General features: G+C 33.7%; 15 protein-coding genes and 1 pseudogene. 11 read left to right on the plus strand and 5 right to left on the minus strand.

The annotated features are described in order from the left end of the window. Nucleotides 1-7 precede the first annotated feature (7 nt). From RCJ96_RS11700 to RCJ96_RS11715, 4 genes and pseudogenes are all read left to right on the plus strand, one after another. Nucleotides 8-1,138, plus strand: a complete 1,131-nt coding sequence (locus RCJ96_RS11700) for a DegT/DnrJ/EryC1/StrS aminotransferase family protein (RefSeq protein WP_242303576.1) — start codon at nucleotides 8-10, stop codon at nucleotides 1,136-1,138. After that, nucleotides 1,131-1,697, plus strand: coding sequence for an acyltransferase (locus tag RCJ96_RS11705; RefSeq protein ID WP_074607736.1), 567 nt, complete (start codon nucleotides 1,131-1,133; stop codon nucleotides 1,695-1,697). Before RCJ96_RS11700 ends, RCJ96_RS11705 begins: the two co-directional genes overlap by 8 nt. A 128-nt stretch (nucleotides 1,698-1,825) precedes the next feature. Then, nucleotides 1,826-2,046, plus strand: a pseudogene (locus tag RCJ96_RS11710) (hypothetical protein). Between the two features lie 90 nt (nucleotides 2,047-2,136). Next, nucleotides 2,137-2,583: a DUF6376 family protein gene (locus RCJ96_RS11715; RefSeq protein WP_074540484.1), complete on the plus strand. Its 447-nt coding sequence runs from the start codon at nucleotides 2,137-2,139 to the stop codon at nucleotides 2,581-2,583. Nucleotides 2,584-2,618: 35 nt separating this feature from the next. Here the strand turns inward: RCJ96_RS11715 and RCJ96_RS11720 are convergent, their stop codons facing one another. The 3 genes from RCJ96_RS11720 to RCJ96_RS11730 form a co-directional block, all read right to left on the minus strand. Next, nucleotides 2,619-2,957, minus strand: coding sequence for an EamA family transporter (locus RCJ96_RS11720; protein ID WP_001089868.1), 339 nt, complete (start codon nucleotides 2,955-2,957; stop codon nucleotides 2,619-2,621). Beyond that, complete coding sequence (locus tag RCJ96_RS11725; RefSeq protein ID WP_000805122.1) at nucleotides 2,950-3,291, minus strand: EamA family transporter; 342 nt, start codon at nucleotides 3,289-3,291, stop codon at nucleotides 2,950-2,952. Before RCJ96_RS11725 ends, RCJ96_RS11720 begins: the two co-directional genes overlap by 8 nt. Nucleotides 3,292-3,435: 144 nt before the next feature. After that, nucleotides 3,436-4,437, minus strand: a complete 1,002-nt coding sequence (locus RCJ96_RS11730) for a S66 family peptidase (RefSeq protein ID WP_270795677.1) — start codon at nucleotides 4,435-4,437, stop codon at nucleotides 3,436-3,438. 206 nt (nucleotides 4,438-4,643) lie between these two features. Between RCJ96_RS11730 and RCJ96_RS11735 the strand changes: the two genes are divergently transcribed. Next, complete coding sequence (locus RCJ96_RS11735) at nucleotides 4,644-5,597, plus strand: D-alanyl-D-alanine carboxypeptidase family protein (RefSeq protein ID WP_000825886.1); 954 nt, start codon at nucleotides 4,644-4,646, stop codon at nucleotides 5,595-5,597. Nucleotides 5,598-5,840: 243 nt separating this feature from the next. Next, nucleotides 5,841-6,443 carry a nitroreductase family protein gene (locus RCJ96_RS11740; protein ID WP_001993708.1) on the plus strand — a complete coding sequence of 201 codons (603 nt, stop codon included), beginning with the start codon at nucleotides 5,841-5,843 and terminating at the stop codon, nucleotides 6,441-6,443. Between the two features lie 108 nt (nucleotides 6,444-6,551). Here RCJ96_RS11740 and RCJ96_RS11745 read toward each other — a convergent pair whose 3' ends face one another. Beyond that, a complete protein-coding gene (locus tag RCJ96_RS11745) occupies nucleotides 6,552-6,722 on the minus strand; it encodes a hypothetical protein (RefSeq protein WP_001059583.1) in 171 nt (56 codons plus the stop codon). A gap of 675 nt (nucleotides 6,723-7,397) precedes the next feature. Here RCJ96_RS11745 and entFM point away from each other — a divergent pair. Further along, nucleotides 7,398-8,678, plus strand: a complete 1,281-nt coding sequence (entFM, locus tag RCJ96_RS11750; RefSeq protein ID WP_262725464.1) for an enterotoxin EntFM — start codon at nucleotides 7,398-7,400, stop codon at nucleotides 8,676-8,678. A 98-nt stretch (nucleotides 8,679-8,776) separates the two neighbouring features. On the opposite strand, the gene RCJ96_RS11755 is transcribed toward entFM, so the two are convergent. Then, nucleotides 8,777-9,541, minus strand: coding sequence for an alpha/beta fold hydrolase (locus RCJ96_RS11755; RefSeq protein WP_074607167.1), 765 nt, complete (start codon nucleotides 9,539-9,541; stop codon nucleotides 8,777-8,779). 240 nt (nucleotides 9,542-9,781) lie between these two features. Here RCJ96_RS11755 and RCJ96_RS11760 point away from each other — a divergent pair, with 240 nt between their 5' ends. From RCJ96_RS11760 to RCJ96_RS11775, 4 genes are all read left to right on the plus strand, one after another. After that, the gene (locus tag RCJ96_RS11760) at nucleotides 9,782-11,542 is read left to right on the plus strand and encodes an ABC transporter ATP-binding protein (protein ID WP_000453754.1); all 1,761 of its coding nucleotides are present in this window, start codon (nucleotides 9,782-9,784) and stop codon (nucleotides 11,540-11,542) included. 88 nt (nucleotides 11,543-11,630) lie between these two features. Beyond that, entirely contained in the window at nucleotides 11,631-12,308 is a 678-nt protein-coding gene (gene hitR, locus RCJ96_RS11765) for an envelope stress response regulator transcription factor HitR (protein WP_416503842.1), read from the plus strand. Further along, entirely contained in the window at nucleotides 12,305-13,366 is a 1,062-nt protein-coding gene (gene hitS, locus RCJ96_RS11770; RefSeq protein WP_416503716.1) for an envelope stress sensor histidine kinase HitS, read from the plus strand. Before hitR ends, hitS begins: the two co-directional genes overlap by 4 nt. Nucleotides 13,367-13,545: 179 nt before the next feature. After that, the gene (locus RCJ96_RS11775; RefSeq protein ID WP_000818985.1) at nucleotides 13,546-14,265 is read left to right on the plus strand and encodes a 3-ketoacyl-ACP reductase; all 720 of its coding nucleotides are present in this window, start codon (nucleotides 13,546-13,548) and stop codon (nucleotides 14,263-14,265) included. Nucleotides 14,266-14,295: the final 30 nt, after the last annotated feature.

The raw sequence follows: 14,295 nt of genomic DNA on the forward strand, positions 1-14,295 counted from the left end.
GATAGATATGGAGAATATTCCTTTTTTACGTGCTTCAACTGTACCTGTAATTGAGTATTTGGATGAATTGAAGGAAATTGATACATCTCACATATATACGAATTACGGACCTATAAATCAACGTTTTGAACAAACAATTATGTCGGGATTTTTTCAAAACAGGGGAGCTGTTACAACAGTAGCAAACGCAACGTTAGGGTTAATGGCGGCTATTCAACTAAAGAAAAGAAGAAAGGGAAAGTATGCTCTCATGCCTAGCTTTACATTCCCTGCGACTGCCTTAGCCGCTATTTGGTGTGGATTGGAACCTTACTTTATTGATATTTCAATAGATGATTGGTATATGGATAAAACCGTACTTTTGGATAAGATAGAAGAATTAAAAGAAGAGGTTGCGATTGTTGTCCCGTACGCCACTTTTGGATCATGGATGAACTTAGAAGAATATGAAGAATTAGAGAAGAAGGGGATTCCGGTTGTCGTAGATGCGGCGCCGGGATTTGGATTAATGAATGGAGGGATGCATTACGGTCAAGATTTTAGTGGAATGATCGTATATAGCTTTCATGCAACAAAGCCGTTCGGAATTGGTGAAGGAGGGCTCATATATAGTAAAAACGAAGAAGATATACAACGTATTAAAAGAATGGGGAATTTCGGATTTGATACAAATCGTGAATGTACGATGATGGGGTTTAATTGTAAAATGTCTGAATACGCAGCAGCTATTGGGATTGCGACTATAAAAAAGTGGGATCAAAAATTAAAAGAACGTACCCGTATTTCTGAATGGTATAAACAGTTGTTACAAAATACTGGGTTAATGAAAAAAGGGTGGAAATTCCAAAAGACAGAAGCAGTTATTCACCAATTTATGCCTATCATTTGTCCAGAAGAAGTTCGCAACATACAAGTAATTGAAGAACTGAAAAAACAGAAAATAGAAGCTAGATTATACTTTTCACCATCTTGCCACCAACAAGTTCTTTTTAAAAACTATAAGTCGACAGATTTAACAAAAACGAATAAAATAGCAAAACGAATCGTAAGTTTACCTTTATGGGAAGGAATGACGAAAGAACTAGTAGAGCAAATTGTAATCTGTTTAGAGCAGAAGGTGGTGTCGGTAGATGAATAGTTTTTATAATCAAGAAGAGCTAAAGAAAATTGGATTTTTATCTGTTGGGAAAAATGTATTGATTAGTAAAAAAGTAAGTATATATAATCCAGGTGTTATATCAGTTGGTAATCATGTAAGAATTGATGATTTTTGCATTTTAAGTGGCAAAATCACAATTGGAAGTTATTCACATATATCAGCGTATACAGCGTTATATGGAGGAGAAGTTGGAATTGAAATGCATGACTTTGCAAATATCTCAGCTAAAACAATCGTATATGCAGTACTAGATGATTTCAGTGGGAATACATTAATGGGGCCAACCGTCCCGAATCAATATAGGAATGTGAAAACAGAAAAAGTTATTTTAAAAAAACATGCGATTATTGGTGCTAATTCTATTCTTTTTCCAAATGTAACTATAGGAGAAGGCACGGCAGTAGGTGCGATGAGTATGGTGAAAAAGAGTTTAGAAGATTGGTATATTTATGCTGGAGTTCCCGTAAGAAAAATAAAACCTCGTCAAAGAAAGATGCTAGAGTTAGAAATTGATTTTTTAAAAAACATTCATTCTTAACAAAAAGAAGGAATGTTTTTTATTTTTATGGTGCAGCAGAGTGTGTATATAAATGTATTATGTTTTAAATTTTGCTGACCAAGGCAATACTGAGCCATAGTGAATGTAAAGTTGGAGGGCGAGCGTATATGTTTGATGAGGATGGGATTGTTTTAATTATGGAACCGGCTGATGAAAGAAATTTGAGGAGATTTTTTTTTCAGTACCAAAGTCAGTGTATGAAAAGAAGGGGCTTACATTACACTATGGAACAGCTATAGGACAAGGATATACGGATATAATTGAAGATATTATTAGCGTACATATAGAAGTAGATGTTGTAACGGTAATCGGGCATGTAAGAGGGTAAATAGCTATTTGAAAAAAGGTTATAAGTAATGTAGCTAGAAGTTAGGATAGAGAAACTTACAGACAATTATAAAGACGAAGGGAGCCTAAAATGAAAATAAAATCAACTTTAGTAGTATTTATAGTTACAATTGGCTTAATGGGATGTTCACTAGTAGAACAAGGAAAGAACTCCATAGATTATGCTCAAAAAGCGACAGACTATGTAAATGAAATAAGTGCTTTTGCAAATGATGCACCAGCATTAGCTGAAAAGGCTGTTAATGATAGTGAAGCTCGAAAAGAATTAGAAGCGAAGCTTAGTGAAATTAAACAAGATATACCCGCTTTTAATGAATTAACACCGCCTGATGTAGCAAAGGATCTTCATCAGCAAATCGTCGGATATAACGAAAAGTTAAATACGTTAATTGATACGGCGATGATAAAGATAGAAGAAGGGAAAGTGAATGTAGAAGAGTTTAAAAACTCGGAGCTTATGCAGACGGTAGATCAAGTTCGAGATTTGAAAGAGAAGGTGCAAAATTTAGGTCAATAGTAAAAGGCTCCGTTTGTGATAAACGGAGCCTTTTACTATTGGATACAATAAACGATTACACCAACGATAATAATCATGTTGCCGATGAGTTTACGTTTCGTTATTTTTTCTCCTAGGAAATACCAACCGAAAATTAATATGATGATATAACTTAAGGATTCTAATGCTGATGCTTGTTTTAATGCCATGCCCTTCATGGCGATAACATTTAATCCAGCGTTAATTACAAATAAAGAGTAGCCGATAATAACATAAGGATTCACATATTCTTTTATTCTAGAATCGTATTGTTGCAAAGTAGCTTTTTTTAATAATATTTGTGAGTAATTAGCTAAAATTATCCCGAAAATAAATAATAACATATAACTATTCATCTTTTGTCACCACCACAATTCCGACGATAATAATAGCTGCACCAAGTAAATGATTCCACTGAATCGTATCTCCAAATAGAAATACTGACCAAAGCATTGACCATAGTATAATAATCCCGCGATGTGAATATGCTTTTGATATTTCGAAATGTTTAATTACTTGTTGCCATAAAATTGCATATCCAAATAAAAGTATAACTAGTCCGAAATAAGCAATAAAAAATGAGATGGAAGCAATGGGAAATTTAGCCGCCCATTTCATGTAAACCATAATGATAGAATATATCAAAAAAGCTACATGTAAAAATAAGTAATTTTTAATAGTTGGTTTCATTTATTCACTCTCTTTTACATATAAATATATATTTATATCTATCTTTTCCTAATAATAGATATTGGAACGTATTTTGTTTAATCTTTCACATTCCAAATTATATAGTATCATGGCTTTTATTGTAAAACAATAGAAGCTATGCATTCATTTTTTCCAAGGTTCTACAATATGTATCGTTTTATTTGTTGCATCCAACTCTACTTGAACACCGATAGGTATAGTAATCATTGGATGTGTATGACAACAATCGAAGTCAGCTAGAAAAGGAATTCTTTGATTTTGAAGTACTTCTAATAGTATTTCAAAAGGTTTTCGATTGGTACCACAATCATCAAATTGCTCGTGTTTTCCAAGAATGATACCTGAAATTTTATCGAACACACCGTTAATTTTAAGTAATGAAAAGCTTCTTTCAATAATAGCTGCATCTTTTGAACTGTCCTCAATAAAGAGAATATCGCCTTCTTGAATATGTGGCATATAGGGGCTACCCAAAATTCCTTGTATCGTGTTTAAATTCCCGCCAATAATACGCCCAGTAGCTTTTCCATCAATTACTGAAATCCAATTGTTTGGTCGAAGTTCTTTCTCCTTCGTCTTTTCTTCCCAATTAATAAATTCATCTGACCAAAATAATGGTTGTTTTATATGATAAGGAAGAGAATGATCATGTAGTAAAGTTTCAGCAAAATATTTGTATGTGCAATCAACAAAAGGTTCAAATTCGCCAAAGGAAGGGACGAGAGCTGGTCCATAAAATGTAGGGATGCCTGTTTTGGCGTAAATTCCTAGTAATAAAGCAGTTGCATCTGAATACCCAATCATTATTTTAGGGTTATTTAGAAAAGCATCATAATCAATATAAGGCAATAAGGAATTTGAATTCATGCCACCAATTGTTGACATGATACAAGAAACATTAGGGTTTCTTATTAAAGCATTTAGTTCCTCAGCACGCTCTTGTATACTACCCGAACGATAATAATCATATCGACCTGTTAGTGAACCTTCTAATATATGAAATCCTTTCTGTTGTAAGTAAGATTTCGCTCGTTCAAATCTTTTAGGAGAAGTGTAGGTTACTGGAGAAGAAGGTGAGTAAATCCCAATTGTGTCTCCGTATTTTAATGATTTTGGAAGTAGCATTTGTATGAATCCCTTCTATTAATAGTTTTATTCATAAGGATTTATCATTGAATATTCTTATATTTCAGTATTGTTATTGTAACATACATGCATTGAAATAATAATTGCTGTAGATGAATAAATATGCTTTTTACCTTGACGATATAAAGGGAAAGTTGTTATGGTTAAATGTGAGTGTATAAAAGGTTTGTTAAAGGAGTTTTGAAATGAAGCGGTTAAAATGGGGAAGGCTGACAGTCCTATTAGTCATTGTTTTAGGGATATGTTGGTTCTTATTCCAAGGAACTCAAAAGAGTGCAACAAGTATAGAGGGACAACCTTTACAAGTGGCAGAACTACCTAAAACAGGATTAGTTGAAAAAGTAGTCCCACCAAAGTACATACCACCGGAAATTGATGCAAAAGCAGCTATGATTATTGATGCGAGTAATGGAGATATTATTTATCAACATAATGAAAATGAGGCTTTTGCGCCAGCAAGTATGTCTAAGATGATGACAGCATATCTTCTATTAGAAAATGTACATAATGGGAAAGTTCGCTGGGAAGATCCGGTGAAAATGAGTGCGAAAGCGGCACAAACAGAGGGAGCGAGAATCCCAGTACAAGTTAATGACACATTAACTGTTAAAGATTTATATCATGCATTAATGATTGAGTCAGCTAATAATTCAGCTGTGGCTTTAGCAGAACATATGGCAAAATCGGAGAAAGATTTCGTTCAGCTTATGAATGCAAAAGCGAAACAGTTAAAAATGTCGGAACATGCTAAATTTGCAAATGCTTCTGGATTACAAGAGCCTGATGGAAGTGAAACAAAAATGACGGCTGGTGATGTAGCAAACTTGGCGTATCATCTTATAAAAGATTACCCAGAAATATTAGAAGTGACTCACTTACGTCAAAGTCAGTTAGCATTTAATAATATTAATGTTATAAGTACAAATGATATGTTAAACAAAAATAATAAAGCTTTATATATAGAAGGAATAGACGGATTAAAAACAGGATTTACAGATAGCGCAGGGTATTGTTTTACGGGTACAGCAAAACAAGGTGATACTCGTATTATTACAGTTGTTATGGGAACAAAAGGTAAAACAAAGCGTTTTACAGAAACGAATAAGCTAATGTCTTATGCATTTGGGTTAGTTAATTAAGTGAAATACTGAGTTGGATCATCATATAAGAAAGGCAATTTGTTGTTACGTACTATTGGTAACGGCAAATTGCCTTTTATTTTTTAGCACTAATAAAGTAAAAAGGTAAAAAATGTGAGTGTTATTATTTGAGTTTATTATTGTTTGTTTATATTATAAAGTTAGAAACTTATTAATGATAAGTTTTGAGGGGCATATGATGTGTACATAGGAAAAAGCCTCAAGTGAAAATTGGAGGGAATTATGATGGCAAAAGATTTTTACTCAGCGATTGAAGACAGAAGATCTATTTACGCAATTAGTAAAGAACAAGTAGTTTCTGATGAAAAAATTCAAGAAGTGATTTATCATGCTGTAAAACATACACCTTCAGCTTTTAACTCTCAGAGTGCTCGCGTTGTCGTCTTGCTTGGAGAACAACACGATAAGTTATGGGATATTACGAAAGAAACGTTACGAAAAATTGTACCTGAAAATAACTTCGCTTCTACGGAAGAAAAAATGAATGCATTTAAAAGTGGTTATGGAACAGTTCTATACTTCGAAGATAGTGAAGTGGTGGAAGAACTGCAAGAAAAATTTGCATTATACAAAGAGAACTTTCCAATTTGGTCTCAGCAATCCTCTGGAATGTTACAATTTGCAATTTGGACAGCTTTGGAAATTGAAGGGTTTGGTGCTACATTGCAACATTACAATCCATTAATTGATGAAGAAGTGAGAAAAGAATGGGGAGTTCCAGAAAATTGGAAGCTTATTGCGCAAATGCCGTTTGGTAAACCGGTTGTACCTGCAGGTGAAAAAGAATACCAGCCTTTAGAAAACCGTGTAAAAATTTATAAATAATGTAGGAACGAGTGGGGGAATTGTTTATCCCCCACTAATTATTATTTGAACCAATCGGGGTTTTGCTACTTATAAAAAGGTGAACAGGGATACAACCTGTTCACCTTTTTATAAGTAGTAAGGATTTTTTTGATAGGAATTTTTCATCTGATTTTTTAATTCGTTTTTACGTGTTTCAATAGTTGATATTTTTTGTAAGGTAATAATTGAAACGAATTGAAAAAAAGCATAGTACAGTTCTATATTTTTATTTATAGGATCATCTATTATGTTATTCATAAATATACCTCCCTTTTGATTCCACTATTTGCAAGCAATAAAACGCTCATCTTAAAATTCAATTGCTTTCCGTGTAGGGTAAATAAAATGTGTATAGATTAAGACGCTACTATATATATGATAATATAAATACCCTATAAATTCCATAGACAGTTAAAAATGGGTAGCGGAATGTGTACTTTCGTCAAATTAGAACAGAATTTTTGAAGTTAAATCTTACAAATCGTCAAATCTTTTAAAAGTGATAGATAGTATCAAAAATAGTTTTCTAAAAATATTATACTATTGATAAAAAAAGTGTTTTTTGTCATGATAAGAGTATACTTCATAGGAGGAACTATAATAGGAAATACATTCTTTGCATTGTGTTAGATGAATAGAATTTTTTTAAGTGGATAGAAAATATATACTAAGATAATGAATGGTATGTCGAATTTTCAATAAAATACATAAGAAATATAAAAAAAGCATTGCAAAAACACTGTGTTTAATGATAAAGTTCACATGAAGTTCACACGGATTTCACTTTGTTCATTTAAAATGAACTCTGTGTGAAAAATAAAACTCTTGTTAAAAAATGGAACTTAATGAATATTTTACTTTGATAATATTGTAAAGTATTAAGTTTATAAGTTTTTTTAAGAGGATAGTAGGGAAAGGAAGTAAAGACAACTTATGAAAAAAGTAATTGCAGGTTTAGCAGCAGCTTCAGTAGCAGGTGTTGCAGTTCCAGGTATGGATTCTGCTCATGCACAAGTTTCAAACGAAGCGCTAAAAGAAATTAATGGACAAACACAAACACAAACGACTGTAACTGAAACAAAAACTGTAGAAACAAAATCCGACTTAAAATACACAGTAACTGCTGATGTATTAAATGTTCGTTCAGGTGCTGGTACAGGACATAGCGTTATTTCTAAAGTAAAACAAGGTCAAGTACTACAAGTAATTGGACAAGAAAACGGTTGGTTCAAAGTAACTGTAAACGGTCAAACTGGTTATGTAAGTGGTGACTTCGTAACGACTGGTGGTAAAACAGGAACTACTGTTCAACAAGGAACTGGTACTTACACAGTAAACGTTTCTTCACTTAACGTACGTACAGGCCCAAGTACATCTCATACAGTATTAGGCTCTGTAAATAAAGGTAAAACAGTACAAGTTGTTGGTGAAGTACAAGATTGGTTTAAAATCAACTTCAATGGTGGAACTGGATACGTAAGTAAAGACTTCGTAACAAAAGGTGGTTCTGCTGTATCTAACGAAACACAACAACCAACTACAAACAACAATACTACTACAGTTCAAACTGGTGGTTCTTATGTTGTTAACACTGGTGCTTTAAAAGTACGTACAGGCCCAGCTACATACAACGCTGTAATCGGTGGTGTAACAAACGGTACAGTATTAAACGTTACTGGCGCTGAAAATGGTTGGTACAAAATTAACCATAACGGCCGCACAGGTTACGTAAGTGCAGACTTCGTTAAGTTTGTAAAAGGCGGAGTAAACAACGTTACAAATAACAATAACGTTACAAATAACGTTCAACAACCAGGTAAAGACGTACAAAAACCAACAACTGGTGGAGATACATCTTCAATCGCTGGATTCGCTAGATCATTAAATGGTTCACCATATAGAACAGCTGGTACAACACCTGCTGGTTTTGATTGCAGTGGATTCATTCACTACGTATTAAATCAAACTGGTCATAAAGGCGCTCGTCAAACAGTTGCTGGATACTGGAGTTCTAAAACAAAAACTAGCAATCCACAACCAGGTGATTTAGTATACTTCCAAAACACTTATAAATCAGGTCCTTCTCACATGGGTGTTTACTTAGGAAACGGTCAGTTCATTAGTGCAGAAACTGATGCAACTGGTGTACGTATTAGTTCTGTAAGTAACTCTTACTGGAGCAAGCACCTATTAGGTTACACAAAAGCATACTAAGAAAAAGTAGATTATATACTTTTCGTATAGAGAAAAGGCTTTCCAGGGAAACTTGGGAAGCCTTTTTATAGTTGAATAAATTGGGAGTATAGTAGTTTTTACTTTAACTTCCCGTTTAAAAATCGATCGTATAAGTCATGGAAATAGTTAGGGCGAAATAAATTTGCTGCATGTCCTGCTAACGGTATTTCTTTATATAAAACGTTAGGAAGAATGGACTTTAAATCAAAAAGACAAGATTTATAGAGATGATCATGTTCACCCATTACCCATAGTATAGGGTGGGGAAGTGATTTTAATTTAGATTTTAAATCGAATTCTAACCGATGACGTAATGATTGAGCAATAATTGATGAATGTAATTGCAATCCGAACCGATAATAAATATTTTTTGAAATGACTGCGAACGGATTTGCCTTTAGTATGCCACTTGGAAAAATGGTATTTGCGTATTGAGAGAGCCATTTAGAGTAATCGTCTCCTCGCTTCTCCCAAAACTTTTGAAATACGTTATATAAAAGGGAAGGGTTATTATAATGTCCACCAATATGACAAATGCTCAAAACTTTTTCTGGATGCATTTGTGCAAAAATGGTAGAGATATAACAGCCGTAGCTTAAAGCGCAAATATGAGCTTTTTGAATGCCTTCTTTTTCGTATAAATTCAATAATTGATCAACGAGGCGCTGTAATGAAAATTCGATAGCTTCACCTTTATCATCGCCGTGACCTAATAAGTCATATGTAATAATGTTGTAAGAGGCCGAAAATCGTTTATGCTCTTTTTTGAAGGCACGACGATTGCCAACTAATCCATGAATAAAAATGATTGTTTCCTTTTCGGAATGTATATTTGTTTGCAAAAAGGATACTCCTTTCAATAACTGGAGATTTATATAGTATTTTAAATTAGTTATTTATAATTCACATAGAATAATATTAAGTACCAGGTAATAATATCAGATGTTTATACCTGTTGTAAAGATGAGTTTTTATGTATATTTTGTAAAAATACAAAATGTGTGTTTACATTCAGTTTACATTTGTATTGTATTCTATTTTTAGAAAGAACAGTTTTGTTTAACACGAGGAGATGAACATGAATGGAAGTTAGAGATGAAATAAAGAAAAAAGGGAATTGGAGGCAGTTTTTACGCCTTATTCAAGATACAAAGCCTCCGAAAGGGATTCTTATTTTTGCGTTATTAATGAGTTTGCTTTCTACGGGAGCAAGTTTATTTATTCCGATGTTAACAAAAGGGTTAGTAGATAATTTTTCACTTTCCTCAATTAGTACAGGACAAATTGTTGGATTAGTTGCATTCTTTATTATGCAAACTATAGCTGCAGGATTGTCTATATATTTATTAAATTATATAGGACAGAAGATTGTAGCTGGACTGAGAGAACGTTTGTGGAAAAAGGTACTTATATTGCCAGTATCTTATTATGATCAAAATAGAACAGGCGATACAATTAGCCGCATGACAAATGATACAGGTGTTGTGAAGACATTAATTTCTGAGCATTTGTCAAACTTACTAACAGGTGGTATTTCAATCGTCGGATCATTAATTGTATTATTTGTTTTAGATTGGAAAATGACACTTTTACTTTTAACGGTTATTCCATTATCAGTACTGATTTTAGTTCCACTAGGAAGAAAAATGTATAAGATTTCAAAAGCGCTTCAAGATGAAACAGCTTCTTTTACAAGTGTGCTAACGCAAGTATTATCAGAAATTCGTTTAGTGAAATCTTCGAACACAGAAAAAAGAGAATATGAAACTGGAAATAAAGGTATCGAGAAGTTATTGCAATTTGGTTTGAAAGAGGGAAAAGTGCAAGCGTTAATTTCACCAGTTATGTCGTTTGTTTTAATGGCACTGCTTGTTATTATCGTAGGATATGGTGGGATGAGAGTTTCTAGTGGTGCATTAACAACTGGGGAACTAGTAGCGTTTATTTTATATTTAGTTCAAATTATAATGCCGATGAGTCAATTATCTATGTTCTTTACACAATTCCAAAAGGCGATTGGTGCAACGGAAAGAATTAATACCATTTTAGAATATGAAGTAGAAGATCATGAAACTGGTGTGAAAGTCACAAATGCTAAGCAACCAATCGTTCTTGAAAATGTACATTTCGAGTATAACGAAGAAGAGCAAGTGTTAAAGAATATTGATTTCACAATTGAATCTGGAAAAGTAACAGCAATTGTAGGGCCAAGTGGTAGCGGGAAAACGACGTTATTCTCACTATTAGAACGTTTTTATGAGCCAACTAGCGGTGCCATTAAATTAGGAAAAGATGCAATTACGAACTATTCATTACAGTCATGGCGACGTCAAATTGGTTACGTTTCACAAGATAGTCCGTTAATCGATGGAACAATTCGTGATAATATTTGTTACGGTGTTGAGGGGGAAGTAACAGATGAAGAAATTGAAAAAGTAGCAGCGATGGCATATGTTGATGCATTTATTCATGATTTGCCAAACGCTTATGCAACAGAAGTTGGAGAGCGTGGTGTGAAGCTTTCCGGAGGACAAAGGCAGCGAATTGCGATTGCACGAGCTCTACTTCGAAATCCACAAATTCTTATGTTAGATGAGGCAACTTCAAGTTTAGATAGTAAGTCCGAGTCCGTCGTTCAAAAGGCATTAAATAACTTAATGAAAGGCAGAACAACGTTAGTTATTGCACATAGACTGTCTACTGTTGTAGATGCAGATAAAATTATCTTTATTGAAAAAGGGAATCTTACAGGAAGTGGTACACATGATGAATTATTACGCACACATGACATGTATCGTGAATTTGCAACGCAACAATTGAAAATTAAAGAGGCGGCATTATAAAATGAATAATCAGTGGGGATTGTACTCCACTGATTATTCATTTTTAAAAGTTTTGTTAAGGATGCTAATTAGAAAGGAAATGGTTTCTTTGATACCTAACATTTTAATAGTAGACGATGATCCGCATATTAGAGAACTCGTTTCTGTATTTTTAGAGCGTGAAGGTTTTCAAACATATGAGGCAATTGATGGTCTAGATGCACTTCAAAAAATAAATGAAGTGAAAGTTGATATGGTTATTCTTGATATCATGATGCCGAATATGGATGGATTTGATGTATGTTTCGAATTAAGAAAGTACTATGATATTCCAATTTTGATGTTAACTGCTAAAGGGGAAACGTCTCAAAAAGTAAAAGGATTTCATCTTGGTACGGATGATTATCTTGTAAAACCATTTGATCCGATAGAACTAGTAGTGAGGGTTAAGGCGTTATTGAAACGTTACCAAATTACAGTGTCGCAATCAATTCAAGTTGGAACTGTACTGTTAAATCGTAAAATATTTGAAGTTACAATTGGAGAACAAACGGTTACGTTACCGTTAAAAGAATTCGAATTGCTCTTTACTTTAGGCTCTAAAGCGGGGAGAACTTGTTCGAGAGAGCAATTAATTGAAGATGTATGGGGATATGATTTTGAAGGGAATGAACGCACACTAGACGTTCATATAAATCGGTTACGTGAGAAGTTTCAAGAAGAGAAGTCGAAATTTAGTATTAAAACAATAAGGGGTTTAGGATATCGCTTAGAGGTAAGTAAATGAGAAAAAGAGAACGAATGAGTAAATTCAAGATGCTGAAAGTAACAGGAGCGATAATAGCACTCTTTTCTTTTCTTACTATTATTTGGTCTACAGCATTTTATGTATCATCTAGTATATTGGATGCCCTTGCAATACATTTATCTCCTTTTGTTACTTACCTCATTAGTGACATACTCAGTTTTATATTTATGATTCTTCTTTGGATATTAATTGCAGTATTAATGAGACCGAAGCGAGAGGCGATGATTTGGACTATTATTGAACCGATACAAAAAATTGCAAAAGGGGACTTCTCGGTAAAAATACGAAATGAAGAGAAATATGATGGGGAAATTGGTGTGCTCGTAAAAAGTATAAACGATATGACAGATGAACTGAATGCGATGGAGAAAATGCGCCAGGAATTTGTTTCGAATGTTTCTCATGAAATACAGTCACCATTAACTTCTATAAAAGGGTTTGCTAGAGCACTACAAGATACTAATCTTCCTGAGGAAAAAAGAGAGCATTATCTTACCATTATTGAAACAGAAACGACGAGATTATCTAAACTAAGTCAAAATTTACTGAAACTAACTCTTTTAGAGTCGGAAGAATATACACCAGAAAGAGTAACTTATCGATTAGATCAACAGTTAAAACAAATTGTATTAAATAGTGAACCGCTTTGGGGTGAGAAAGAAATTGAATTAGACCTTGATTTAGAAAAAGTGCATATAACTGCTGACCAAGAAAGTATGAGTCAAGTTTGGATTAATTTAATTCATAATAGTATTAAATTTACTCCAAGTAGCGGTACGATTTCAATCAAGCTAAAAGAATATGAGACATTAGTAGAAGTACGTATACGTGATACGGGAATTGGTATTTCAGAAGAACAAAAACAACATATATTTGAACGGTTTTTTAAAGCTGATTCTTCACGAAATCGAGCATATGGAGGAAGTGGCTTAGGATTAGCGATAGTAAAAAAAGTAGTCGATCTACATCAAGGAGAAATAAAGGTTGAAAGTATAGAAGGTCAGGGTACGGAATTTAGTGTGCGTATTCCGAATTAGAAAGAAAAGTAGTGTTAGGGGTTCTTCTAGCACTACTTTTTTCTTTAAAGGTACTTGTATTCTTACTATAGTTACCTACAAGTAACCTACGCACATGAAAGTGCATCATTGCCTTTTTACATAAACATAGATACAATTTTAATATAATACATAACTGAGATGATTAAGGAGTGTTATACTTGGCAGAATTATTACAAGGAAAAAATGCTTTAATTACAGGAGCAGGTAGAGGGATTGGTCGCGCTGTAGCGATCGCATTAGCGAAAGAGGGCGTAAATGTAGGTCTTTTAGCTCGCTCAGAAGAAAACTTAAAAGCTGTAGCGAAAGAAGTAGAAGCAGAAGGCGTAAAAGCTGTTATTGCAACTGCTGATGTTTCTTCATACGAAGAAGTGACTACTGCAATTGAGACATTAAAAAACGGTTTAGGATCTATCGATATTTTAATTAATAACGCTGGTATTTCTAAGTTCGGTAAGTTTTTAGAATTAGACGTTGCTGATTGGGAAAAAATCATTCAAGTAAACTTAATGGGTGTATACTATGCAACTCGTGCAGCTTTACCAAGCATGATTGAACAACAATCTGGTGATATCATTAACATTTCATCTACAGCAGGACAAAAAGGTGCACCTGTAACAAGTGCATATAGTGCTTCTAAATTTGGTGTTCTTGGCTTAACAGAATCGTTAGCGATGGAAGTTCGTAAACATAATATTCGCGTAACTGCTTTAACTCCAAGTACAGTAGCAACTGATATGGCTGTAGATTTAGGATTAACTGATGGAAATCCTGATAAAGTTATGCAAGCAGAAGATATTGCAGAGTTTATCGTAGCGCAGCTGAAATTAAATAAACGTACATTTATTAAATCAGCAGGACTTTGGTCTACTAATCCGTAAGGGATACATGTATAAACAAAAGAAGGGACA

This window comes from Bacillus sp. BSL6 (assembly GCF_052928345.1).